This is a genomic window from Reyranella sp., assembly GCF_017305915.1.
Taxonomy (GTDB): Bacteria; Pseudomonadota; Alphaproteobacteria; order Reyranellales; family Reyranellaceae; genus Reyranella.
Map to the genome: position 1 here is coordinate 144,567 of NZ_JAFKJN010000011.1, position 21,685 is coordinate 166,251.

Annotated in this window: 21 protein-coding genes and 2 tRNA genes; all 23 read left to right on the forward strand. The window is 66.0% G+C overall.

What is annotated here, in order from left to right; all coding sequences use genetic code 11:
• Window positions 1-164 precede the first annotated feature (164 nt).
• The 23 genes from lon to J0J01_RS09875 all read left to right on the forward strand — a co-directional run bounded on the left by lon (window position 165) and on the right by J0J01_RS09875 (window position 21,513).
• On the forward strand, window positions 165-2,567 hold the full coding sequence (gene lon, locus J0J01_RS09765; RefSeq protein ID WP_296380085.1) for an endopeptidase La: 2,403 nt from the start codon (window positions 165-167) through the stop codon (window positions 2,565-2,567).
• 175 nt (window positions 2,568-2,742) lie between these two features.
• A complete protein-coding gene (locus J0J01_RS09770) occupies window positions 2,743-3,015 on the forward strand; it encodes an HU family DNA-binding protein (RefSeq protein WP_296380086.1) in 273 nt (90 codons plus the stop codon).
• 25 nt (window positions 3,016-3,040) lie between these two features.
• Window positions 3,041-3,115, forward strand: a tRNA-Val gene (locus tag J0J01_RS09775).
• A gap of 412 nt (window positions 3,116-3,527) precedes the next feature.
• A tRNA-Asp gene (locus J0J01_RS09780) sits at window positions 3,528-3,604 on the forward strand.
• A 42-nt stretch (window positions 3,605-3,646) separates the two neighbouring features.
• Window positions 3,647-4,012 (forward strand): NADH-quinone oxidoreductase subunit A, encoded by a 366-nt coding sequence (locus J0J01_RS09785; RefSeq protein ID WP_296380087.1) that lies wholly within the window; start codon window positions 3,647-3,649, stop codon window positions 4,010-4,012.
• Window positions 4,003-4,545 carry an NADH-quinone oxidoreductase subunit B gene (locus tag J0J01_RS09790; RefSeq protein WP_296380088.1) on the forward strand — a complete coding sequence of 181 codons (543 nt, stop codon included), beginning with the start codon at window positions 4,003-4,005 and terminating at the stop codon, window positions 4,543-4,545. The genes J0J01_RS09785 and J0J01_RS09790 overlap by 10 nt, the downstream gene beginning before the upstream one ends.
• Window positions 4,545-5,138: an NADH-quinone oxidoreductase subunit C gene (locus tag J0J01_RS09795; protein WP_296380089.1), complete on the forward strand. Its 594-nt coding sequence runs from the start codon at window positions 4,545-4,547 to the stop codon at window positions 5,136-5,138. Before J0J01_RS09790 ends, J0J01_RS09795 begins: the two co-directional genes overlap by 1 nt.
• Window positions 5,138-6,322 carry an NADH-quinone oxidoreductase subunit D gene (locus tag J0J01_RS09800; RefSeq protein WP_296380090.1) on the forward strand — a complete coding sequence of 395 codons (1,185 nt, stop codon included), beginning with the start codon at window positions 5,138-5,140 and terminating at the stop codon, window positions 6,320-6,322. Before J0J01_RS09795 ends, J0J01_RS09800 begins: the two co-directional genes overlap by 1 nt.
• Before the next feature lie 14 nt (window positions 6,323-6,336).
• Window positions 6,337-6,918, forward strand: coding sequence for an NAD(P)H-dependent oxidoreductase subunit E (locus J0J01_RS09805; protein ID WP_296380091.1), 582 nt, complete (start codon window positions 6,337-6,339; stop codon window positions 6,916-6,918).
• 5 nt (window positions 6,919-6,923) lie between these two features.
• A complete protein-coding gene (gene nuoF, locus J0J01_RS09810) occupies window positions 6,924-8,207 on the forward strand; it encodes an NADH-quinone oxidoreductase subunit NuoF (RefSeq protein WP_296380213.1) in 1,284 nt (427 codons plus the stop codon).
• A gap of 12 nt (window positions 8,208-8,219) precedes the next feature.
• Window positions 8,220-10,265: an NADH-quinone oxidoreductase subunit NuoG gene (gene nuoG, locus J0J01_RS09815; protein WP_296380092.1), complete on the forward strand. Its 2,046-nt coding sequence runs from the start codon at window positions 8,220-8,222 to the stop codon at window positions 10,263-10,265.
• A gap of 4 nt (window positions 10,266-10,269) precedes the next feature.
• Window positions 10,270-11,307, forward strand: a complete 1,038-nt coding sequence (gene nuoH / locus J0J01_RS09820) for an NADH-quinone oxidoreductase subunit NuoH (RefSeq protein WP_296380093.1) — start codon at window positions 10,270-10,272, stop codon at window positions 11,305-11,307.
• Between the two features lie 10 nt (window positions 11,308-11,317).
• Entirely contained in the window at window positions 11,318-11,806 is a 489-nt protein-coding gene (gene nuoI / locus J0J01_RS09825) for an NADH-quinone oxidoreductase subunit NuoI (RefSeq protein WP_296380094.1), read from the forward strand.
• A gap of 18 nt (window positions 11,807-11,824) precedes the next feature.
• Window positions 11,825-12,442 carry an NADH-quinone oxidoreductase subunit J gene (locus J0J01_RS09830; RefSeq protein WP_296380095.1) on the forward strand — a complete coding sequence of 206 codons (618 nt, stop codon included), beginning with the start codon at window positions 11,825-11,827 and terminating at the stop codon, window positions 12,440-12,442.
• Window positions 12,439-12,744, forward strand: a complete 306-nt coding sequence (gene nuoK / locus J0J01_RS09835) for an NADH-quinone oxidoreductase subunit NuoK (RefSeq protein ID WP_296380096.1) — start codon at window positions 12,439-12,441, stop codon at window positions 12,742-12,744. The genes J0J01_RS09830 and nuoK overlap by 4 nt, the downstream gene beginning before the upstream one ends.
• A 14-nt stretch (window positions 12,745-12,758) precedes the next feature.
• Window positions 12,759-14,726: an NADH-quinone oxidoreductase subunit L gene (gene nuoL, locus J0J01_RS09840; protein ID WP_296380097.1), complete on the forward strand. Its 1,968-nt coding sequence runs from the start codon at window positions 12,759-12,761 to the stop codon at window positions 14,724-14,726.
• 4 nt (window positions 14,727-14,730) lie between these two features.
• Window positions 14,731-16,242 carry an NADH-quinone oxidoreductase subunit M gene (locus J0J01_RS09845; protein WP_296380098.1) on the forward strand — a complete coding sequence of 504 codons (1,512 nt, stop codon included), beginning with the start codon at window positions 14,731-14,733 and terminating at the stop codon, window positions 16,240-16,242.
• Window positions 16,239-17,687, forward strand: a complete 1,449-nt coding sequence (gene nuoN / locus J0J01_RS09850; protein WP_296380099.1) for an NADH-quinone oxidoreductase subunit NuoN — start codon at window positions 16,239-16,241, stop codon at window positions 17,685-17,687. The genes J0J01_RS09845 and nuoN overlap by 4 nt, the downstream gene beginning before the upstream one ends.
• Window positions 17,684-18,418: a biotin--[acetyl-CoA-carboxylase] ligase gene (locus J0J01_RS09855; protein ID WP_296380100.1), complete on the forward strand. Its 735-nt coding sequence runs from the start codon at window positions 17,684-17,686 to the stop codon at window positions 18,416-18,418. Before nuoN ends, J0J01_RS09855 begins: the two co-directional genes overlap by 4 nt.
• Window positions 18,419-18,432: 14 nt before the next feature.
• The gene (locus tag J0J01_RS09860) at window positions 18,433-19,203 is read left to right on the forward strand and encodes a type III pantothenate kinase (RefSeq protein WP_296380101.1); all 771 of its coding nucleotides are present in this window, start codon (window positions 18,433-18,435) and stop codon (window positions 19,201-19,203) included.
• The gene (locus tag J0J01_RS09865) at window positions 19,200-20,855 is read left to right on the forward strand and encodes a ribonuclease J (RefSeq protein WP_296380102.1); all 1,656 of its coding nucleotides are present in this window, start codon (window positions 19,200-19,202) and stop codon (window positions 20,853-20,855) included. Before J0J01_RS09860 ends, J0J01_RS09865 begins: the two co-directional genes overlap by 4 nt.
• A 16-nt stretch (window positions 20,856-20,871) precedes the next feature.
• Entirely contained in the window at window positions 20,872-21,276 is a 405-nt protein-coding gene (mce, locus tag J0J01_RS09870; protein ID WP_296380103.1) for a methylmalonyl-CoA epimerase, read from the forward strand.
• A gap of 3 nt (window positions 21,277-21,279) precedes the next feature.
• Window positions 21,280-21,513 (forward strand): DUF1467 family protein, encoded by a 234-nt coding sequence (locus tag J0J01_RS09875; protein ID WP_296380104.1) that lies wholly within the window; start codon window positions 21,280-21,282, stop codon window positions 21,511-21,513.
• The last annotated feature ends 172 nt before the right edge of the window (window positions 21,514-21,685 follow it).

Sequence of the window (21,685 nt, forward strand, 5' to 3'; positions counted from 1 at the left end):
CGCCGATGGAGGGCCATCGGCGGCTTTCGCCGAAGGTCTTGAACGGCAACCCGTTCGGGACAACATCTGTATGCGAGTGTGCGTGGCTTTACGTCGCGGGCTGCCCGTCAGGGGGCCTCGGCTGCGGTCCGCGACAGCTCTAACAGTGTAGATTGCGAGGCATCATGAACGCCCCCACCACCACCGCCCCCGGAACCGTCTATCCCGTCCTGCCGTTGCGCGACATCGTCGTGTTCCCCGGCATGATCGTTCCGCTGTTCGTCGGCCGCGAGAAGAGCGTCAAGGCGCTCGAAGAGGTGATGAAGGACGACAAGCAGATCCTGCTGATCGCCCAGAAGAACGCCACCCAGGACGATCCCGCTCCCGAGGACATCTACAGCATCGGCACGCTCGGCACGGTGCTGCAGCTCTTGAAGCTGCCGGACGACACCGTGAAGGTGCTGGTCGAGGGCGGCCGCCGCGTGCGTATCGGCGGCTACACCGACAAGGTCGAGTTCTTCGAGGCCCATGCCGTCGACATGGAAGAGCAGTCGGGCGATCCTGCCGAGTTGCAGGCTGCCGCGCGCACCGTGGTCTCGGAGTTCGAGAACTACGTGAAGCTCAACAAGAAGGTGCCGCCCGAGGTTGTGGTCTCGATTAACAAGATCGAGGAGCCGGCCAAGCTCGCCGACACCATCTCCGCGCACCTGGCGCTCAAGGTCGCCGACAAGCAGCAGCTGCTCGAGCTCGACTCGGTGTCGAAGCGGCTGGAGCGCATCCTCGGCCTGATGGAAGGCGAGATCGGCGTCCTGCAGGTCGAGAAGAAGATCCGCAACCGCGTGAAGCGTCAGATGGAGAAGACGCAGCGCGAGTACTATCTCAACGAGCAGATGAAGGCGATCCAGAAGGAGCTTGGCGAGACCGAGGACGGTCGCGACGAGATCTCCGAGCTGGAGAAGCGCATCAAGAAGACGCGGCTCTCCAAGGAGGGGCGCGAGAAGGCCAATGCGGAGCTGAAGAAGCTGCGCACCATGAGCCCGATGTCGGCCGAGGCGACGGTGGTCCGCAACTACCTCGACTGGCTGCTGTCGATCCCGTGGCGCAAGCCCACCAAGATCATCAAGGACCTCAAGTACGCCGAGGACGTGCTCAATGCCGACCACCACGGCCTGGAGAAAGTGAAGGAGCGCATCCTCGAGTATCTCGCGGTCCAGCAGCGCGTCGACAAGATGAAGGGCCCGATCCTGTGCCTGGTCGGTCCTCCGGGCGTCGGCAAGACCTCGCTCGGCAAGTCGATCGCCAAGGCGACGGGGCGCAACTTCGTGCGCATGTCGCTGGGCGGCGTGCGGGACGAGGCCGAGATCCGCGGCCATCGCCGGACCTACATCGGTTCGCTGCCGGGCAAGGTCATCCAGTCGATGAAGAAGGCGAAGTCGTCGAACCCGCTGTTCCTGCTCGACGAGATCGACAAGCTCGGCGCCGACTTCCGCGGCGACCCGTCGTCGGCGCTGCTCGAGGTGCTCGATCCCGAGCAGAACGCGACGTTCAACGACCACTACCTCGAGGTCGACTACGACCTGTCGAACGTGATGTTCATCACCACGGCCAACTCGCTGCGCATGGCGCAGCCGCTGATGGACCGCATGGAGATCATCCGTCTCGCGGGCTACACCGAGGACGAGAAGGTCGCCATCAGCCGCAAGCACCTGATCCCCAAGCAGATCGAGGCGAACGGGCTGAAGGAGGGCGAGCTCGATATCCACGACGACGCCGTGCGCGACCTGGTGCGCTACTACACGCGCGAGGCCGGTGTCCGTAACCTCGAGCGCGAGATCGCGAACCTCGCCCGCAAAGGCGTCAAGGAGATCCTCATGAAGGGGACCTCCAAGGTGAAGATCTCGGCCAAGAACCTCGACAAGTACGCCGGCGTCCGCCGCTTCCGCTACGGCGAGGCGGAGCTCGAGGACCTGGTCGGCATCACCACTGGTCTGGCGTGGACGGAAGTCGGCGGCGAGCTGCTGCAGGTCGAGGCCGTGCTGGTCCCGGGCCGCGGCCGTGTCTCGGTCACCGGCAAGCTGGGCGACGTGATGCAGGAGTCGGTGCAGGCGGCCAACGCCTATGTCCGCTCCCGCGCCGCGGCGTTCGGCATCAAGCCGAACATCTTCGAGAAGCGCGACATCCACGTGCATGTGCCGGAAGGCGCGACGCCCAAGGACGGTCCGTCGGCCGGCGTGGCGATGATCACCTCGATCGTCTCCGCCCTGACCGGTGTCGCGGTCCGCAAGGAAGTGGCCATGACCGGCGAGATCAGCCTGCGCGGCCGAGTCCTGCCGATCGGCGGCCTCAAGGAGAAGCTGCTGGCGGCGTTGCGCGGCGGTCTCAAGACCGTGCTCATCCCGAAGGAGAACGAGCGCGATCTGCCGGAGATTCCCGACAACGTGAAGAAGGGCCTGGAGATCGTCCCGGTCTCGACCGTCGACGAGGTTCTGGCCCGCGCGTTGGTCAAGCCGCTGACCGCGATCGAATGGCCGAACGACCTCGAGGTGCCGCCCAAGCCGGCGGAGCCTGCCGAGGTCCGCGCCCACTAGTGGGTCCGGCAAACGAACACAGGAAGCCCCGGAGAAATCCGGGGTTTCTTCGTTTTGGGCACCATCTGTAAGGGGTAGTCGCCGCAGAATGCACAAAATGTGGTATTCAGCGTTGACGCCGTTTTGCAGCCGCCCCTACACTCAAGGCTGCCGGTTTTTTTGCAGGGGATCGCTGGTGAACAAGCACGATTTGGTTTCCGCCGTGGCCGCCTCGACCAATCTGTCCAAGACCGACGCCCAGAATGCCGTGGATTCGATCCTCAGCCTGATCACCAAGTCGCTGAAGAAGAAGGAGAAGGTCCTGCTGGTCGGCTTCGGCACCTTCCAGGTCTCCCGGCGCAAGGCCACCGAGGGCCGCAATCCCCAGACCGGCGAGAAGATCAAGATCCCGGCCGCGACCGTGCCGCGCTTCAAGGCCAGCAAGGCGCTCAAGGACGCGATCAACTAGCGCTGTTTGTGGTAAGACGCGCGCCGGGCGATTAGCTCAGCGGTAGAGCATTCCCTTTACACGGGACAGGTCGGCGGTTCGATCCCGTCATCGCCCACCATCCTGCTTCGCGCTGCGCGCGCTTCGCAGGATTTGTTTCCCTACACGAAGTTCATGACCTGCGTTGCTTCTGAGGCACGCTGATGTCGCGACGTCTTCACGAAGCGGCGTCGGTCGAGCGCGTGCATGGGGTAATGGGAAAGTGGGAAGAATCGCCAGAAAGCCAAGTGGGACAGCGTTTTAGACTTCCCACGCGTGTGGGAAGTCGGCGGAAGTCCGTGGGAAGACGGGACGCGCCGCTATGCGCGACAGGCGCTTGCAAAATCCGGCTGCCTTCTGCATCCCGGGAAGCCGTCATGTGCCACGCGGAAATTCGCTGGAAATTCCGGTACTTACACACGCTCTCGCGGGTGCGGTAAGCTTGACACCATATAGGGGGTCCTTTATTTCTCCGCGCGCCGTTTGGGGCTTCAGCGGGCGTAGTTCAGTTGGTTAGAACGCCGGCCTGTCACGCCGGAGGTCGCGGGTTCGAGTCCCGTCGCTCGCGCCAGCCCCAAGAGCTGGCAAGCCCAAACGGGGCGAAGGAGTGACGATGGAAGCTCTTCTGAAGGAATACCTTCCGATTTTGATCTTCCTCGGTCTCGCCTTCGCGCTGTGTTGCGCCATGCTCGGCGGCTCCTACCTGATCGCCCGCCAGAACCCGAACTCGGACAAGCTGTCGCCGTTCGAATGCGGTTTTGCGCCGTTCGACGACGCCCGCGGCCAGTTCGATGTGCGTTTCTATCTTGTGGCGATCCTGTTCATCATCTTCGACCTCGAGGTCGCCTTCCTGTTCCCGTGGGCCGCGTCCCTGGGTGACATCGGATTGTTCGGGTTCTGGTCGATGATGCTGTTCCTCGGGATCCTGACGGTGGGCTTCATCTACGAATGGCGCAAGGGAGCGCTGGAATGGGAGTAGTCGATTCCCCAAAGGGAGCCAGGCTGACGCCGACGGCGGAGGCGGCGCTGTCGCGTGCGCTGTCCGACGAGCTCGCCGACAAGGGCTTCGTCGTCGCCCAGCTCGACAAGCTGGTCACCTGGGCGCGCACCGGCTCGCTGTGGGGGCTGACCTTCGGCCTCGCCTGCTGCGGCGTCGAGATGATCCACGCCTGGATGAGCCGCTACGACCTCGACCGCTTCGGCTTCGCGCCGATGCCGAGCCCGCGCTCGGCCGACGTCATGATCGTGGCCGGCACGCTCACCAACAAGATGGCGCCGGCATTGCGCAAGGTCTACGACCAGATGGCCGAGCCGCGTTACGTGATCTCGATGGGCTCGTGCGCCAACGGCGGCGGCTACTATCACTACAGCTATTCGGTGGTGCGCGGCTGCGACCGCATCGTGCCGGTCGACATCTACGTGCCCGGCTGCCCGCCGACCGCCGAGGCGTTGCTCTACGGCATCCTGCAGCTGCAGAAGAAGATCCGCCGCACCGGCACTCTGGTGCGCTAATGGAACAGCTCGGTACCCACATTGCCCAGGCGACCGGCGCCACGGCCACCGTGCGCCTCGGCGAGCTGATGCTCGACACCACGGCCGACAAGCTGCTCGCGCTGCTGACCTTCCTGCGCGACGACCCGAAGTGCCTGTTCAAGCAGCTGGTCGATATCTGCGGCGTCGACTGGCCCGACCGGCCCAAGCGCTTCGACGTCGTCTACAATCTGCTCAGCCTCAGGAACAACTGCCGGGTCCGCGTGAAGGTGCAGACCGACGAGGGCACGCCCGTGCCGTCGGCCGCCTCGGTCTACAGCGCGGCTGGCTGGTTCGAGCGCGAGACCTACGACCTCTACGGCGTTTGGTTCTCCGACCATCCCGACCTGCGCCGTATCCTCACCGACTACGGCTTCGAGGGCCATCCGCTGCGAAAAGACTTCCCGCTCACCGGCTTCGTCGAGGTGTGGTGGGACGACGAGCAGAGGCGGGTGGTCAACCGCCCGGTTAAGCTCGCGCAGGAATTCCGCCGCTTCGACTTCCTGAGCCCGTGGGAAGGCGCGCACTACGTGCTGCCCGGCGACGAGAAGGCCCAGGAGAAGGGCAAGAGCTGATGGCCGACGTCGAGATCAAGACCCTGACGATGAACTTCGGGCCGCAGCACCCAGCGGCCCACGGCGTGCTGCGCCTCGTCGTCGAGATGGACGGCGAGATCGTCGAGCGCTGCGACCCGCATATCGGCCTGCTCCATCGCGGCACCGAGAAGCTGATCGAGTACAAGACCTACCTGCAGGCGGTGCCGTACTTCGATCGGCTCGACTACGTGTCGCCGATGAATCAGGAGCACGCTTTCGCCCTGGCGACCGAGAAGCTGCTCGGCATCACCGTGCCCGAGCGCGGCCAGTACATCCGCGTGCTGTTCTCCGAGATCACGCGCATCCTAAATCACCTGCTGAACGTCACGACCTTCGCGATGGACGTCGGCGCCCTGACCCCGCCGCTGTGGGGCTTCGAGCAGCGCGAGTTGCTGATGGAGTACTACGAGGGCGTCTCGGGCTCGCGCATGCATGCGGCCTATTTCCGGCCGGGCGGCGTCCATCAGGACCTGCCGGACGGCATGCTCGATTCGATGGAAGGGTGGATCAAGCAGTTCTACCCGTTCCTCAAGGACATCGAGAACCTGCTGAACGACAACCGCATCTTCCGCATGCGCACCGTCGATATCGGCGTCGTCAACGCCGAGCAGGCCGTTGACTGGGGCTTCTCCGGCCCGATGATCCGCGCCTCCGGCTTGCCGTGGGACCTGCGCAAGTCGCAGCCCTACGACACCTACGAGCGCATGGACTTCGACATCCCGGTCGGCAAGACCGGCGACTGCTTCGCCCGCTACCTGGTGCGCGTCGAGGAGATGTACCAGTCGGCCCGCATCATGGAGCAGTGCATCAAGGCGCTGCGCACCGTGACGGGTCCGGTGCGCGTCGACGACCGCAAGATCGCGCCGCCGCGCCGCGGCGAGATGAAGGGCTCGATGGAGGCCCTGATCCATCACTTCAAGCTCTACACCGAGGGCTACAAGGTGCCGGCCGGCGAGACCTACACCGCGGTCGAGGCGCCGAAAGGCGAGTTCGGCGTCTATCTCGTCTCCGACGGCACCAACAAGCCCTACCGCTGCAAGATCCGCGCGCCGGGTTTCCCGCACCTGCAGGCGCTCGACATGATGACCAGGGGACACCAGCTGGCCGACATGTCGGCCAACATCGGCTCGCTCGACATCGTGTTCGGCGAGATCGACCGCTAGGAGACGAATTCAAGATGGCGATGATCACCGCCGATCCGCAGGACGTGCCGAAGGTCGAGTCGTTCTCCTTCACGCCGGAGTCCATGGCGAAGGTGAACGCACTGATCGCGAACTATCCGCCGGGCCGCCAGGCCTCGGCCGTGATCGGCGTCCTCGATCTCGCGCAGCGCCAGCAGGGCTGGCTGCCGCGCGTGGCGATGGACGAGGTCGCACGCATCCTCGAGATGGCGCCGATCCGCGTCTACGAGATCGCGACCTTCTATACGATGTTCCAGCTCAAGCCGAAGGGCAGGTACCTGCTGCAGGTCTGCACCACGACGCCGTGCTGGCTGCGCGGCTCCGACCACGTGATGAAGGCCTGCCAGGAAGCGGCCGACGGCGTCACCTTCAGCGTGCAGGAGGTCGAATGCCTCGGCGCCTGCGTGAATGCGCCGGTGGTGCAGATCAACGACGATTTCTACGAGGATCTCGACGCCGCCTCGACCAGGCGCGTGCTCGACGCCTTCCGCCGCGGCGAGACGCCGGCGCCCGGCCCGCAAGTCAACCGCCAGACCTCGGCGCCCGAGGGCGGCCCGCTTACACTGAAGGGTGAGTGACAGAAATGCTCGCCGACAAGGACCGCATCTTCACCAACCTCTACGGCCTCCATGACTGGCGGCTGGCCGGCGCGCGCGCCCGCGGCGCCTGGGACAACACCAAGGCGATCCTCGACAAGGGCCCCGACGCCATCGTCGAGGAGATGAAGAAGTCCGGCCTGCGCGGCCGCGGCGGCGCCGGTTTCCCGACCGGCCTCAAGTGGTCCTTCATGCCCAAGCAGGTCGGTGACCGGCCGCACTATCTCGTGGTCAATGCCGACGAATCGGAGCCCGGCACCTGCAAGGATCGCGACATCCTGCGCCATGACCCGCACCTGCTGGTCGAGGGCTGCCTGGTCGCGGGCTTCGCCATGCGCGCGCACGCGGCCTACATCTACGTGCGCGGAGAATTCTACAACGAGGCGCAGCACCTGATCGAAGCGGTGCGCGAGGCGCGCGAGGCTGGCCTGCTCGGCAATAACGCCTGCGGCTCGGGTTGGAAGTTCGAGGTCTACGTCCATCGCGGTGCCGGCGCCTACATCTGCGGCGAGGAGACCGCGCTGATCGAGAGCCTCGAGGGCAAGAAGGGCATGCCGCGGCTGAAGCCGCCGTTCCCGGCTGGCGCGGGCCTCTATGGCTGCCCGTCGACGGTCAACAACGTCGAATCGATCGCCGTCGCGCCGACCATCCTGCGCCGTGGCGCCACCTGGTTCGCGGGCTTCGGTCGGCCGAACAACACCGGCACCAAGCTCTTCTGCATCTCGGGCCACGTGAACAAGCCGTGCAATGTCGAAGAGGAGATGAGCATCCCGCTGAAGGAGCTGATCGAGTGTCATGCCGGTGGCGTGCGCGGCGGCTGGGACAATCTTCTGGCCGTGATTCCGGGAGGCTCGTCGACGCCGCTGCTGCCCAAGTCGATCTGCGACACCGTCCTGATGGATTTCGACGCCTTGAAGGAACAGCAGAGCGGCCTCGGCACGGCGGCGGTCATCGTGATGGACAAGTCGACCGACATCATCAAGGCGATCGCTCGTCTGGCCTACTTCTACAAGCACGAGAGCTGCGGCCAGTGCACGCCGTGCCGCGAGGGTACCGGCTGGATGTGGCGCGTGATGGAACGCATGGTCATGGGCAACGCGCGCATCGAAGAGATCGACACGCTGTACGATGTCACCAAGCAGGTCGAAGGCCACACGATCTGCGCCTTGGCAGACGGCGCCGCCTGGCCGGTCCAGGGCCTGATCCGGCACTTCCGGCCACTGATGGAAGAGCGCATCCGCATGCGAACCGAAAAGCTGGCGGCAGAGTAGGGGCGAGCAGACATGCCCATAGTCAAGATCGACGGTAAGGAGATCGAGGTGCCCGCAGGCATCACGATCCTGCAGGCCTGCGAGCTGGCGGGCGTCGAGATCCCGCGCTTCTGCTACCACGAGCGCCTGTCGATCGCCGGCAATTGCCGCATGTGCCTGGTCGAGGTGAAGCCCGGCCCGCCCAAGCCGCAGGCGAGCTGCGCCATGCCGGTGGCCGACAAGCAGGAGATCATCACCAACTCCGCCGTCGTGAAGAAGGCGCGCAACGGCGTGATGGAGTTCCTGCTGATCAACCATCCGCTCGACTGCCCGATCTGCGACCAGGGCGGCGAGTGCGACCTGCAGGACCAGGCGATGGCCTACGGCTTCGACCGCAGCCGCTATCACGAGAACAAGCGCGCGGTGCCCGACAAGGAGCTCGGGCCGCTGGTCAAGACGTCGATGAACCGCTGCATCCAGTGCACGCGCTGCGTCCGCTTCGCCGCCGAAGTGGCCGGCGTCGAGGAGCTGGGCGCGACCGGCCGCGGCGAGGGGATGGAGATCACGACCTACGTCCAGCACGCGCTGACGACGGAGCTCTCCGGCAATCTGGTCGATATCTGCCCGGTCGGCGCGCTGACCTCCAAGCCCTACGCCTACGAGGCGCGGCCGTGGGAGATGCGCAAGACCGAGTCGGTCGACGTGTTCGATGCGCTCGGCTCGGCCATCCGGGTCGACGTTCGCGGCAACGTCGTGATGCGTGTCCTGCCGCGTCTGAACGACGACGTGAACGAGGAGTGGATCTCCGACAAGACCCGCCACGCAATCGACGGCCTGCGCTACCAGCGCCTCGACCGGCCGTATGTCCGCAAGGGCGGCAAGCTCGCCGAGGCGACCTGGGACGAGGCCTTCGCCGCCATCGCCGCCAAGCTGAACGGCCTGGACGGCAAGAAGATCGCCGCCATCGCCGGTGACCAGTGCGATGCCGAATCGATGGTCGCGCTCAAGGACCTGATGGCAGCACTTGGCTCGCCCAACGTCGATTGCCGCCAGGACGGCAGCAAGCTCGAGGCCGGTGCCCGCGGCGGCTACATCTTTAATGCCGGCATCCGCGGCATCGACCAGGCCGACGCGATCCTGCTGGTCGGCAGCAATCCGCGCCTCGAATCGCCTGTATTGAACGCCCGCATCCGCAAGCGCTACCTCCGCGGCCGCTGCGCGATCGCCAGCATCGGCGCGCCGGTCGACCTGACTTATCCGGTCGAGCGTCTCGGCGCCGGCGCGGCGACGCTTCGCGACCTCGCCGAGGGCAAGGGCAGCTTCGCCGAGAAGTGGAAGGCCGCGAAGAATCCGCTGGTCATCGTCGGTCCGGGCGCGCTGGCGCGCGAGGACGGTGCCGCGGTGCTGGCGCTGGCCCGCAGCCTCGCGACGGTGCGCGACGACTGGAACGGCTTCGCCGTGCTGCACACGGCGGCGAGCCGCGTCGGCGGCCTCGATCTCGGCCTGGTGCCGGGCGCCGGCGGTCGCGACGTCGCCGCCATCCAGGCCGGCGCGCAGGGCAAGGAGATCGAGGCGGTCTTCCTGCTGGCGGCCGACGAGCTCGACCTGTCGAAGTTCGGCAAGGCCTTCGTGGTCTATATCGGCCATCACGGCGACGCCGGCGCCCACCGCGCCGACGTGATCCTGCCGGGGGCGGCCTATACCGAGAAGCCGGGCACCTACGTCAACATGGAGGGCCGCGTGCAGCTCGGCCAGCGCGCTGCCTATCCGCCGGGCGACGCCCGCGAGGACTGGGCGATCCTGCGCGCTCTGTCGGAGCGGCTGGGCAAGACGCTGCCCTACGACACGCTCGACCAGGTGCGGGCGCGCCTGATCGCGGTGAACAAGAGCTTCGCCGCGCTCGACACGCAGGCGCCGGGGCTATGGGTTGAGTTCGGCAAGGCCGGCGATGTCACCGACGCGCCGTTCGAGACGCCGATCAAGAACTTCTACATGACCGACCCGATCAGCCGCGCCTCGCGCACCATGGCCGAGTGCATGGCGTCGCGTCAGCAGCAAATGCCGGTGGCGGCGGAGTAATCGGATGTTCGCGGCCGTCGCCACCTTCCTCACCACGCACTGGCTCGGTCAGGCCATCCTGATCCTGCTCGAGTGCCTGGCCGTCACCGTGCCGCTCCTGGTGGCGGTGGCCTACATGACCTACGTCGACCGCAAGGTCTGGGCCTCGATCCAGCTCCGCCGCGGTCCCAATGTCGTCGGTCCGTTCGGCCTGCTGCAGCCGCTCGCTGACGGCTTGAAGCTCTTCCTGAAGGAGAGCATCGTCCCCTCGAGCGCCAACACCGTGCTGTTCCTGCTCGCGCCGATGATCACCTTCATGACGGCGCTGATCGCCTGGGCGGTGGTGCCGTTCGACGACGGCTGGGTGATCGCCGACATCAATGTCGGCATCCTCTACCTGTTCGCGATCTCCTCGCTCGGCGTCTACGGCATCATCATCGCCGGCTGGGCGTCGAACTCGAAGTACGCCTTCCTCGGCGCGCTGCGCTCGGCGGCGCAGATGGTGTCCTACGAGGTCTCGATCGGCTTCGTGCTGATCACCGTGCTGCTCTGCGTTGGTTCGCTCAATCTCAGCCAGGTGGTGATCGCTCAGTCGGGCTGGTTCTGGAACTGGTTCTGGCTGCCGCTGCTGCCGATGTTCGTCATCTTCTTCGTCTCGGCGCTGGCCGAGACCAACCGCACGCCGTTCGACCTGCCGATGTCGGAGGCCGAGCTGGTGCAGGGCTTCCAGACCGAATATTCGTCGATGCCCTTCGCGCTGTTCTTCCTCGGCGAATACGCCAACATGATCCTGCTGTCGGGATTGGGCGCGATCCTGTTCCTCGGCGGCTGGATGTCGCCGATCCCTTACGCGCCCTTCACCTGGATCCCGGGTGTCGTGTGGTTCGCGCTCAAGATCGCCCTGCTGCTCTTCGTCTTCTCCTGGACCAAGGGCACGCTGCCCCGCTACCGCTACGACCAGCTGATGCGGCTGGGCTGGAAGGTCTTCCTGCCCGTGTCGCTGGGCTGGGTCGTCCTCACCGCCGCCGTCCTGCAGTTCGGCGGCTGGGTCCCCAAGCACTGAGGTCCGCATCATGGCTTCCCTGGACCGTATCGCCCGCCAGTTCCTCCTCACCGAGGTGGTGTCGGGCTTCCTGCTGACCTTGCGCTACATGTTCAAGCCCAAGGCGACGATCAATTACCCGTACGAGCGCAGCCCGCTCAGCCCCCGGTTCCGCGGCGAGCATGCGCTGCGCCGCTATCCGAACGGCGAAGAGCGCTGCATCGCGTGCAAGCTCTGCGAGGCGATCTGCCCGGCCCAGGCCATCACCATCGAGGCCGAGCCGCGCGAAGATGGCAGCCGCCGCACCACGCGCTACGACATCGACATGACCAAGTGCATCTACTGCGGCTTCTGCCAGGAAGCCTGTCCGGTCGATGCCATCGTCGAAGGTCCCAACACCGAGTTCTCGACCGAGACCCGCGAGGAGCTGCTCTACGACAAGGACAAGCTGCTCGCGAACGGCGACCGCTGGGAAGCCGAGCTTGCGGCCAACATCCAGTCCGACGCGGCGTATCGCTAGGCCGGGGCAGGGGGGAAGATGCTGCTCCAGGCGATAGCCTTCTACGTGTTCGCGGCGGTGCTCGTGGCGTCGGGCGCCATGGTCGTGGTGTCGCGCAATCCCGTTTATTCCGTTTTGTTCCTGATTCTCGCTTTCTTCAACGCCGCGGCGCTGTTCGTGCTGATCGGCGCCGAGTTCATCGCGATGATCCTGGTGATCGTCTATGTCGGTGCGGTCGCGGTGCTGTTCCTGTTCGTCGTGATGATGCTCGACATCAACATCGTCAAACTCAAGGAAGGCTTCCTCGACTATCTCCCGATCGGCGCCATGATCGGCGCCGCGCTGCTGGCCGAGATCCTGTTCGGCCTGGGCGTGCTGGGCGGCACCTCGGGCACGGTCAGCACCTTCAGCAAGGCCGGCGCCCAGGCGTTGGCGATCGACAACACCCGCGCCATCGGCCGGGTGCTCTACACCCAGTACTTCTATCTCTTCCAGGTCGCGGGCCTGGTCCTGCTGGTCGCCATGATCGGCGCCATCGTGCTGACGCTGCGGCGCCGGCCGGGCGTGCGCCGCCAGCGCGTCAGCGACCAGCTCTACCGCCCGAAGGAAGAGTCGGTGACCCTGGTCAAGGTGCCGAGCCGGGGAGGCGTGTCGTGATCGGCCTCGAGCACTACCTGACCGTCGCCGGCGTGCTGTTCACGCTCGGCATCCTCGGCATCTTCCTGAACCGCAAGAACGTCATCATCATCCTGATGTGCGTCGAGCTGATGCTGCTCGCCGTCAACATCAACCTGGTGGCCTTCTCGGCCTATCAGGGCAACGTCGTCGGCCAGGTCTTCGCCATGCTGGTGCTGACCGTGGCGGCGGCCGAGGCGGCGATCGGGCTCGCGATCCTCGTGGTGTATTTCCGCAATCGCGGCACCGTCGAGGTCGAAGACATCAACGCGATGAAGGGCTAGGGCAGGGACGCACCATGGATCTTGCCATCAAGCTCATCGTCCTGCTGCCGCTGCTCGCCGCGGCGATCGCCGGGCTGTTCTGCCGGGTGATCGGCGACCGGCCGGCGCAGATCGTCACCTGCGCGGCGCTGCTGATCGCGGCGGCGCTGTCGATCCTGGTGTTCGCCACCATCGGCTTCGGCCACGAGAAGCAGGTGATCGTCCCGCTCTTCACCTGGATGACGTCGGGCACGCTCGAGGTCGGCTGGTCGTTGCGCGTCGACACCCTGACCGCGGTGATGCTGATCGTGGTCACCGGCGTCTCGTCGATGGTCCATGTCTACTCGGTCGGCTACATGGCCGAGGACCCGTCGATCCCGCGCTTCATGTCCTACCTCAGCCTGTTCACCTTCTTCATGCTGATGCTGGTGACGGCGGACAACCTGGTGCAACTGTTCTTCGGCTGGGAGGGCGTCGGCCTCGCCTCGTACCTGCTGATCGGTTTCTGGTACGACCGGCCGTCGGCCAATGCCGCGGCGATCAAGGCCTTCGTCGTCAACCGCGTCGGGGACTTCGGCTTCGCGCTCGGCATCTTCGCCGTCTGGATGCTGAGCGGCAGCGTCGACCTCAAGGAGGTCTTCGACAAGGCCCCGGAGATGGCGCAGGCCAGCTTCATGTTCCTCGGCTATCAGGTGCCGGCGCTCGAGACCGCCTGCCTGCTGCTGTTCGTCGGCGCCATGGGCAAGTCGGCCCAGCTCGGCCTGCACACCTGGCTGCCGGACGCGATGGAAGGTCCGACCCCGGTCTCCGCCCTGATCCATGCCGCGACCATGGTGACGGCCGGCGTGTTCATGGTCTGCCGCCTGTCGCCCTTGTTCGAGCTGGCGCCGACCGCGTCCGCGGTCGTCACCCTGGTTGGTGCGGCGACGGCGTTCTTCGCCGCCACGATCGGTCTCACCCAGTTCGACATCAAGCGGGTGGTCGCCTACTCGACCTGCAGCCAGCTCGGCTACATGTTCTTCGCCGCCGGCGTCGGCGCCTACTCGGCGGCGATGTTCCACCTCATGACGCACGCCTTCTTCAAGGCGCTGCTGTTCCTGGGCTCGGGCTCGGTGATCCATTGCCTGCACCACGAGCAGGACATGCGCAACATGGGCGGCGTGAAGGAGAAGGCGCCGCAGACCTTCATCCTGATGTGGATCGGCACGCTGGCGCTGGCCGGCATCGGCGTGCCCTTCATCCTGGGCCATGGCCTGGGCTTCGCGGGCTTCTATTCCAAGGACGCGATCCTCGAGGCGTCCTACGGTGCCCATTCGACGGTCGGCCAGATCGCCTACTGGCTGGGCGTCGTCGGCGCCTTCATGACCGCCTTCTACTCGGCGCGTCTGATGTTCATGACCTTCTACGGCACCTACCGCGGCGACCATCACACCTGGGACCATGCGCACGAGTCCCCGCCGGTGATGCTGATCCCGCTCTACGTGCTGGCCGCCGGCGCGCTGCTGTCGGGCCTGGTCGCCTACGGCTGGTTCGTCGGCGAGGGCTGGGAGAACTTCTGGGGCACCTCGATCGCGGTCAAGGCGACCGAGCACATCCTCCACGCCATGCATGAAGTGGATACCTGGGTGAAGCTGCTGCCGCTGGTCGCGGCGCTGAGCGGCATGGCGCTCAGCTATTACTACTACGTGGTCAATCCCGCGATGCCGGCGAAGACCATCCGTGCCTTCAAGCCGTTGCATACCCTGTTCTACAACAAGTGGTACTTCGACGAGCTGTACGACGCGATGCTCGTCCAGCCGGCGTTGGCCATCGGCCGCCTGTTCTGGAAGAAGGGCGACGGCGCCACCATCGACGGGCTCGGGCCCGACGGCCTGGCAGCGCGGGCGAACGACGTCGCCGGCGTCCTCAGCCGCTTCCAGAGCGGCTACCTCTATCACTACGCTTTCGTGATGCTGGTCGGCGTGGCCGCACTCGTCAGCTACTTCATGCTGTTCGTGAGATAGCGCGATGGCGAGCTGGCCAATCCTTTCCGTCGTCACCTTCCTGCCGCTGGTGGGCGCGCTGTTCTGCCTGGTCGTCCAGGGCCCCAAGGAGGCCGTCGACCGCAATTGCCGCAGCGCCGCGCTGATCACCTCGCTGGTGACCTTCCTGGTATCGCTGCTGCTGTGGGTGCACTTCGATCCGACCAAGGCGGGCTTCCAGTTCGAGGAGAAGGTCGCCTGGATCCCCGCGCTCAACATCGGCTACCACATGGGCATCGACGGCATCTCGCTGTTCTTCGTCCTGCTGTCGACCCTGCTGACGCCGATCTGCATCCTGGCGAGCTGGGAAGCCGTCGAGACCCGGGTCAAGGAATACATGGTGGCCTTCCTGGTCCTCGAGACCTTCATGGTCGGCATGTTCTGCGCCCTCGACCTCGCGCTGTTCTACGTCTTCTTCGAGGGCGTGCTGATCCCGATGTTCCTGATCATCGGCGTCTGGGGCGGCAAGCGGCGCGTCTACGCGGCCTTCAAGTTCTTCCTCTACACGCTGCTCGGCTCCGTCCTGATGCTGCTGGCGATCATCGCCATCTACTGGCAGGCCGGCACGTCGGACTTCCCGACGGTGATGGAGAAGCTGCAGCTGCCGTTCCAGTGGCAGTTCTGGCTGTGGCTCGCCTTCTTCGCCTCCTTCGCCGTGAAGGTGCCGATGTGGCCGGTCCATACCTGGCTGCCGGACGCCCACGTCGAGGCGCCGACCGCGGGCTCGGTCATCCTGGCCGGCGTCCTGCTGAAGATGGGCGGCTATGGCTTCATCCGCTTCTCGGTGACCCTGTTCCCCGAGGCGACGCAGTACTTCGCGCCACTGGTCTTTGGCCTGTCGGTCATCGCGGTGATCTACACCTCGCTGGTCGCCCTGGTTCAGGAGGACATGAAGAAGCTGATCGCCTATTCGTCGGTCGCCCATATGGGCTTCGTGACGATCGGCATCTATGTCATGAACATGCAGGGCGTGCAGGGCTCGATTTTCCAGATGCTGAGCCACGGCATCGTCTCGGCCGCGCTTTTCCTCTGCGTCGGGATCGTCTATGACCGCATGCATACCCGCGAGATCGCAGCCTATGGCGGCCTGGTCCATCGCATGCCGCGCTACGCCTTCGTCTTCATGTTCTTCACCCTGGCCAGCGTCGGTCTGCCCGGTCTCTCGGGCTTCATCGGCGAGTTCCTGGTGCTGATCGGCACTTTCAAGGCCAATACCTGGGTGGCGTTCCTGGCTGCGACGGGCCTGATCCTGGGTGCGGCCTACGCGCTGTGGCTCTACCGCAAGATCATCTTCGGCGAGCTCACCAAGGACTCGTTGAAGGCCATCCTGGACATGAACCGGCGCGAGGTCGCGGTGTTCCTGCCGCTCGTGCTGATCGTCCTGTGGATGGGCATCTATCCCAACTCGTTCCTCGATCCGATGGCGCCCGCCGTCGACAAGCTGATCGGGGACTACAATGCGGCGCTGAAGCTCGCGCGCACGGCGGCCCTGCCATGAACGACATCATCGGCCTCGAGCACTGGACGCTGGCCCGTCCCGAGCTGTTCCTCGCGGTGGCGACGTCGCTGCTGCTGCTCTACGGCGTGCTGCGCGGCGAGGCGTCGACCGCCTTCATCTCGATCGCGACCTCGGTCGCCCTGATCGTGACGGCGATCCTGCTGTTCGCGCCCTATCGCGAGGGCACCGCCTTCGCGTCGCTGTTCGTCACCGACCGGCTGACCACGACCATGAAGGCGCTGGTGCTGATCAGCTCGGCGGTCGCCCTCCTGATGAGCCGTGCCTATTTCGAGCGCGCTCAGGTCTGGCGGTTCGAATATCCGCTGATCGTGGCGCTGGCCACGCTCGGCATGATGCTGATGATCTCGGCCAACGACCTGATGTCGCTCTATGTCGGGCTCGAGCTGCAGTCGCTGGCGCTGTATGTGATTGCCGCCTTCCAGCGCGATTCGGTGCGCTCGACCGAGGCCGGCATCAAATACTTCGTCCTGGGCTCGGTCGCCTCAGGCATGCTGCTGTTCGGCGCCTCGCTGATCTACGGCTTCTGCGGCGGCACCGCCTTCGTGCAGATCTCGCAAGCCCTGCTGGCCGGCAAGGCGGCCGAGATCGGCACCACCATCGGTCTGGTGTTCGTGGTCGCGGGCCTGGCCTTCAAGGTCGCCGCCGTGCCGTTCCATATGTGGACGCCCGACGTCTATGAGGGCGCGCCGACCCCGGTCACCGCCTTCTTCGCCGTCGCCACCAAGATCGCCGGCGTCTCGCTACTGGTCTCGGTCCTGATGGGCCCGTTCAAGCCGATGTTCCCGCAGTGGCAGCAGATCATCGTCGCCGCCGCCGTGCTGTCGATGGCCTGGGGCGCGTTCGCCGCGCTGCGCCAGCAGAACATCAAGCGTCTGATGGCCTACTCGTCGATCGCCAACGTCGGCTACGTGCTGCTCGGCGTCGCCAGTGGCACCGAGAAGGGTATCCAGTCGGTGGTGTTCTATCTCGCCATCTACATGGTCATGAACCTCGGCACCTTCGCCATCATCCTGCTGATGAAGCGGCGTGACATCATGGTCGAGAATGTCTCCGACCTCGCCGGCCTCGGCCGCAGCCATCCGCTGCTCGCCCTCGCCATGATGGTGTTCATGTTCTCGCTGGCCGGCATCCCGCCGCTCGCCGGGTTCTGGGGCAAGCTCTACGTCTTCATGGCGGCGGTCGAGGCCAGGCTGTTCTGGCCGGCCGTGCTCGGCGTGCTGGCCTCGGTCGTGGCGTCCTACTACTACCTGCGCATCGTCAAGGTGATGTACTTCGACGAGGGCACCGAGGCGATCGACCAGCCGGTCTTCAGCATGAACCGCGCGGTCGCCTTCGTGTCGGCCGTGCTGGTCGCGCTGTTCTCGCTGCTGCCGCAGCCGCTCAGTGCCATTGCGGCCGCCGCGGCCAAGGGCCTGTTCCCGTGACATTCTCGCCCGTCCTGCCGGACGGGTGGACGCTGGTCGCGCTGCCCAGCGTCGGCAGCACGAACGACGAAGCCGCGCGTCTCGCCGAAGCCGGCGCCACCGAAGGCACCGTCGTCTGGTCGCGCGAGCAGACCGGCGGAAGAGGGCGGCGCGGCCGGTCGTGGGCCTCGCCGGTGGGCAATCTCTACAGCTCGACCATCCTGCGCCCCGACTGCCCGGCAATGCGCGCGGCCGAGCTGGGCTTCGTGGCGGCGCTTGCGGTCGCGGACATGGTGCCGTCTGGCCGCGCTGTGCGGGTCAAATGGCCCAACGACGTGCTGGTCGACGGCGGCAAGGTGGCCGGTATCCTGCCCGAGAGCTCCATCGCCGCCGACGGCAAGGCCGAGCACGTGGTCCTGGGAATCGGCGTCAATGTCGGCTTTGCCCCGAACCTGCCCGAGATGCGCTATCCCGGGGCCTGTCTCGGCGGCACGGTCGAGGCGGCGCTCGAGGCGCTGACCGCGGCGCTGGCGCGGCGGATGGTGCAGTGGCGGCGCGACGGCTTTCCGGCGGTGCGGGCGGAGTGGCTCGCCAAGGCCGGGCCGCTTGGCCTCGAGGTCGACGTCAAGCTGGGTGACGAGCTGGTGCGCGGCCGCTTTGCCGGAATGGACAGCGAGGGGGCCTTGCTGCTCGATACCGAGGCGGGGCCGCGTCGGATCGTCGCCGGCGAGTTGTTGGCCCGCGTGGCGTAGAAGGGAACCGAGTCATGCTGCTGGCGATCGATGTCGGCAATACCAACTCCAAGTTCGCCGTGTTCGACGGCGACAAGCTGGTGTCGCAGTACCGCCTGCGTACCGAGGCCAAGCGCACCGCCGACGAGTACGCCGCCTGGATCACCCAGCTCATGCATCTGCAGGGCTTCGAGCCCAGGACCATCACCGGGGCGATCCTGGCCAGCGTCGTGCCGCAGGTGAACCCGAACCTGCGCCGCCTGTGCCAGACCTACTTCGGGACCGAGTTGCTGGTCGTCGGCGAGCCCGACTGCAAGCTCGGCATCAAGGTGCTGATCGACCGGCCACAGGATGCCGGCGCCGACCGGCTGGTCGGCGTGATCGCCGGCTACAAGAAATATGGCGGGCCATTGATCACCGTCGACTTCGGCAGCGCCACCACCTTCGACATGGCCGACAAGGACGGCAACTTCATCGGCGGCGTGCTGGCGCCAGGCGTCGAGCTCACCATCGAATCGTTCTACCTGATGACCGCGCGCCTGCCGCGCATCCGGGTCGAGCGGCCGGAGAAGGTGATCGGCAAGGCGACCGTGCCGGCCATGCAGTCGGGCATCTTCTGGGGCTATGTCGGGCTGATCGAGAGCCTGATCAAGCGCATCCGCGCCGAGTACGGCGAGCCGATGAAGGTCGTGGCGACCGGCGGCCTCGCCAACGTGTTCAAGGACGAGATCGGGCTGTTCGACGCGATCGAGCCCGACCTGATGTCGCTCGGGCTGCTGGAGATCTGGCGGCGCAACCGCGGATGACCGTCCCCTCCAACGACGAGCTGCTGTTCGTCGCGCTGGGTGGCGCGGGCGAGATCGGCATGAACCTCAACCTCTACGGCCATGCCGGCAAGTGGTTGATGGTCGATCTCGGCATCGCCTTCGGCGACGACACCATGCCGGGCATCGAGGTGGTGATGCCCGATCCGACCTTCATCGAGGAGCGCAAGGAGGACCTCGCCGGCATCATCATCACCCACGCCCACGAGGATCACCTCGGCGCGGTCGCCGACTTGTGGCCCAGGCTCGAGGCGCCGGTCTATGCCACGCCGTTCGCGGCCTCGGTGCTGAAGCGCAAGCTGCGCGACGCCGGTCTCGTGGACGAGGTGCCGCTCACCGAGATCCCGCTGGGCGGCAAGTTCACCGTCGGGCCGTTCGAGCTCGAGATGATCACCATGACGCATTCGATCCCCGAGCCGAATGCGCTGGCGGTGCGCACCAAGTTCGGCACGGTGTTCCATACCGGCGACTGGAAGATCGACCCCGAGCCGCTGCTGGGTGAGGTCACCGACGAGGCGACCCTGCAGAAGATCGGCGAGCAGGGCGCGCTCGCCATGATCTGCGACAGCACCAATGTCTTCGTCGAGGGCGAGGCCGGCTCAGAGGCGACCATCCGCGCCAATCTCGAGAAGCTGGTGAAGACGCGACGCTGCCGGGTGGCGGTGACCTGCTTCGCCTCGAACCTGGCGCGCGTCGAAAGCATCGCCAAGGCGGCGGTCGCCGCCGGGCGGCATCCGGTCCTGTCGGGCCGTGCCCTGCAGCGCATGGTCGAGGCGGCGCAGGAATGCGGCTACCTGCTCGACTTCCCGACCACGGTGTCGGAGCAGGAAGCCGGTTATCTGCCGCGTGAGAAAGTCCTGTTCATCTGCACCGGCAGCCAGGGCGAACCGCGCGCCTCGATGGCCAAGCTGGCGACCGGCGAGCATCGCGACCTGGTGCTGGAGGAGGGCGATACGGCGATCTTCTCCTCGCGCGTCATCCCCGGCAATGATCGCGCGGTCGGCCGGCTGCAGAACGCCCTGATGGCGCGCGGCGTCGAGGTGATCGTCGACGGGCCGGAGGAGCACCTCCACGTCTCGGGCCATCCGGCGCGCGAGGAGCTGGTGCGCATGTACCAGTGGGTGCGCCCCCAGATCGCCCTGCCGGTGCATGGCGAGATGCGCCACATGGTCGAGCATGTCGCGCTGGCGGGTCACTGCCAGGTGCCGGAGACGGTGCTGGCGCCCAACGGCACCCTGGTGCGGCTGGCCCCGGGGCCGGCGACGGTGATCGACCATGTCCATGCCGGCCGGCTGGCGCGCGACGGCGACATCCTGATCGAGCTCGACGGTGAGGCGCTGCGCGAGCGGCGCAAGCTGATGTGGAACGGCGCGGCCGCGGCGACCCTGGTGATCGACGCCCAGGGTCGGGCCAAGGCCGATCCGGTGGTCAGCCTGCGCGGCATCGACGACGGCGAAGGCGAGCTCGTCGGCGCCATCGTCGCCGGCCTGAAGGAGATGCTGGCCGACCTCAGCGCCGCCGAGCGCCGCGACGACGGCCGGATCGAGAACGCCGCGCACCAGACGGTGCGGCGGATCGTGCGGTCCCATCTCGGCAAGAAGCCGTTGACGGACGTCCACATCGTCCGCATCTAAAGACCCAGGAGCACCCATGATCGGACGCCTGAACCATATCGCCATCGCGGTGCCGGACCTCGCCAAGGCGGCCGACCTCTACGCCAAGGTCATGGGCGCCAAGGTGAGCGCCCCCAAGCCGCAACCGGCGCACGGCGTCACTGTCGTGTTCGTCGAGCTGCCCAACACCAAGATCGAGTTGCTGCACCCTCTCGGCGAGAAGTCGCCGATCGCCAATTTCCTGAGCCGCAACGCCGACGGCGGCATCCACCATGTCTGCTACGAGGTGGAGGACATCTACGCCGCCCGCGACAAGCTGAAGGCCGAGGGCGCCCGGGTGCTGGGCGACGGCGAACCCAAGATCGGCGCCCACGACAAGCCGGTGCTGTTCCTGCATCCCAAGGACTTCAACGGCACCCTGATCGAACTCGAACAGGTCTAGATCATGAGCTGGGCAACCGGCGTCATGGTCTATCTTGTGATCTGGTGGACCATACTATTCACCGTCCTGCCGCTGGGTGTGAAGCGGGTCGAGAACCCCGGCCGCGGCCAGGACCATGGCGCCCCCGACAAGCCCCAACTGGTCCGCAAGGCGGTCATCACCAGCCTGGTCGCGGCTGTCCTCTGGCTGGGATTCTACTTCCTGCACCAGATGGACATATTCAGCTTCCGCCCGTAAGTGCCTGAACAGAAAAGCGGCGGTCCCCGTGTGACCGCCGCTTCTCTCATACCCCGAAGTGGTCCGGACGGCTTTTGCCGCCTCTCCTCCCTAGAACTCAGGCCAGCGCCTAAGGCCTAGGCTGTGTAAAGCACCTTCGTCACATTGCCAAGACAATTTCTTTCCGTCCGCC

Excerpts from the sequence above, each read along its gene's own strand:
- nuoG (WP_296380092.1), top strand. The coding sequence starts at position 8,220 with ATGCCCATAGTCAAGATCGACGGTAAGGAGATCGAGGTGCCCGCAGGC.
- J0J01_RS09830 (WP_296380095.1), top strand. The coding sequence starts at position 11,825 with ATGCTGCTCCAGGCGATAGCCTTCTACGTGTTCGCGGCGGTGCTCGTG.
- nuoI (WP_296380094.1), top strand. The coding sequence starts at position 11,318 with ATGGCTTCCCTGGACCGTATCGCCCGCCAGTTCCTCCTCACCGAGGTG.
- J0J01_RS09865 (WP_296380102.1), top strand. The coding sequence starts at position 19,200 with ATGACCGTCCCCTCCAACGACGAGCTGCTGTTCGTCGCGCTGGGTGGC.
- J0J01_RS09845 (WP_296380098.1), top strand. The coding sequence starts at position 14,731 with ATGGCGAGCTGGCCAATCCTTTCCGTCGTCACCTTCCTGCCGCTGGTG.
- nuoH (WP_296380093.1), top strand. The coding sequence starts at position 10,270 with ATGTTCGCGGCCGTCGCCACCTTCCTCACCACGCACTGGCTCGGTCAG.
- J0J01_RS09785 (WP_296380087.1), top strand. The coding sequence starts at position 3,647 with ATGGAAGCTCTTCTGAAGGAATACCTTCCGATTTTGATCTTCCTCGGT.
- J0J01_RS09805 (WP_296380091.1), top strand. The coding sequence starts at position 6,337 with ATGGCGATGATCACCGCCGATCCGCAGGACGTGCCGAAGGTCGAGTCG.
- J0J01_RS09875 (WP_296380104.1), top strand. The coding sequence starts at position 21,280 with ATGAGCTGGGCAACCGGCGTCATGGTCTATCTTGTGATCTGGTGGACC.
- lon (WP_296380085.1), top strand. The coding sequence starts at position 165 with ATGAACGCCCCCACCACCACCGCCCCCGGAACCGTCTATCCCGTCCTG.
- mce (WP_296380103.1), top strand. The coding sequence starts at position 20,872 with ATGATCGGACGCCTGAACCATATCGCCATCGCGGTGCCGGACCTCGCC.
- nuoF (WP_296380213.1), top strand. The coding sequence starts at position 6,924 with ATGCTCGCCGACAAGGACCGCATCTTCACCAACCTCTACGGCCTCCAT.
- J0J01_RS09860 (WP_296380101.1), top strand. The coding sequence starts at position 18,433 with ATGCTGCTGGCGATCGATGTCGGCAATACCAACTCCAAGTTCGCCGTG.
- J0J01_RS09795 (WP_296380089.1), top strand. The coding sequence starts at position 4,545 with ATGGAACAGCTCGGTACCCACATTGCCCAGGCGACCGGCGCCACGGCC.
- J0J01_RS09790 (WP_296380088.1), top strand. The coding sequence starts at position 4,003 with ATGGGAGTAGTCGATTCCCCAAAGGGAGCCAGGCTGACGCCGACGGCG.
- nuoN (WP_296380099.1), top strand. The coding sequence starts at position 16,239 with ATGAACGACATCATCGGCCTCGAGCACTGGACGCTGGCCCGTCCCGAG.
- nuoL (WP_296380097.1), top strand. The coding sequence starts at position 12,759 with ATGGATCTTGCCATCAAGCTCATCGTCCTGCTGCCGCTGCTCGCCGCG.
- J0J01_RS09800 (WP_296380090.1), top strand. The coding sequence starts at position 5,138 with ATGGCCGACGTCGAGATCAAGACCCTGACGATGAACTTCGGGCCGCAG.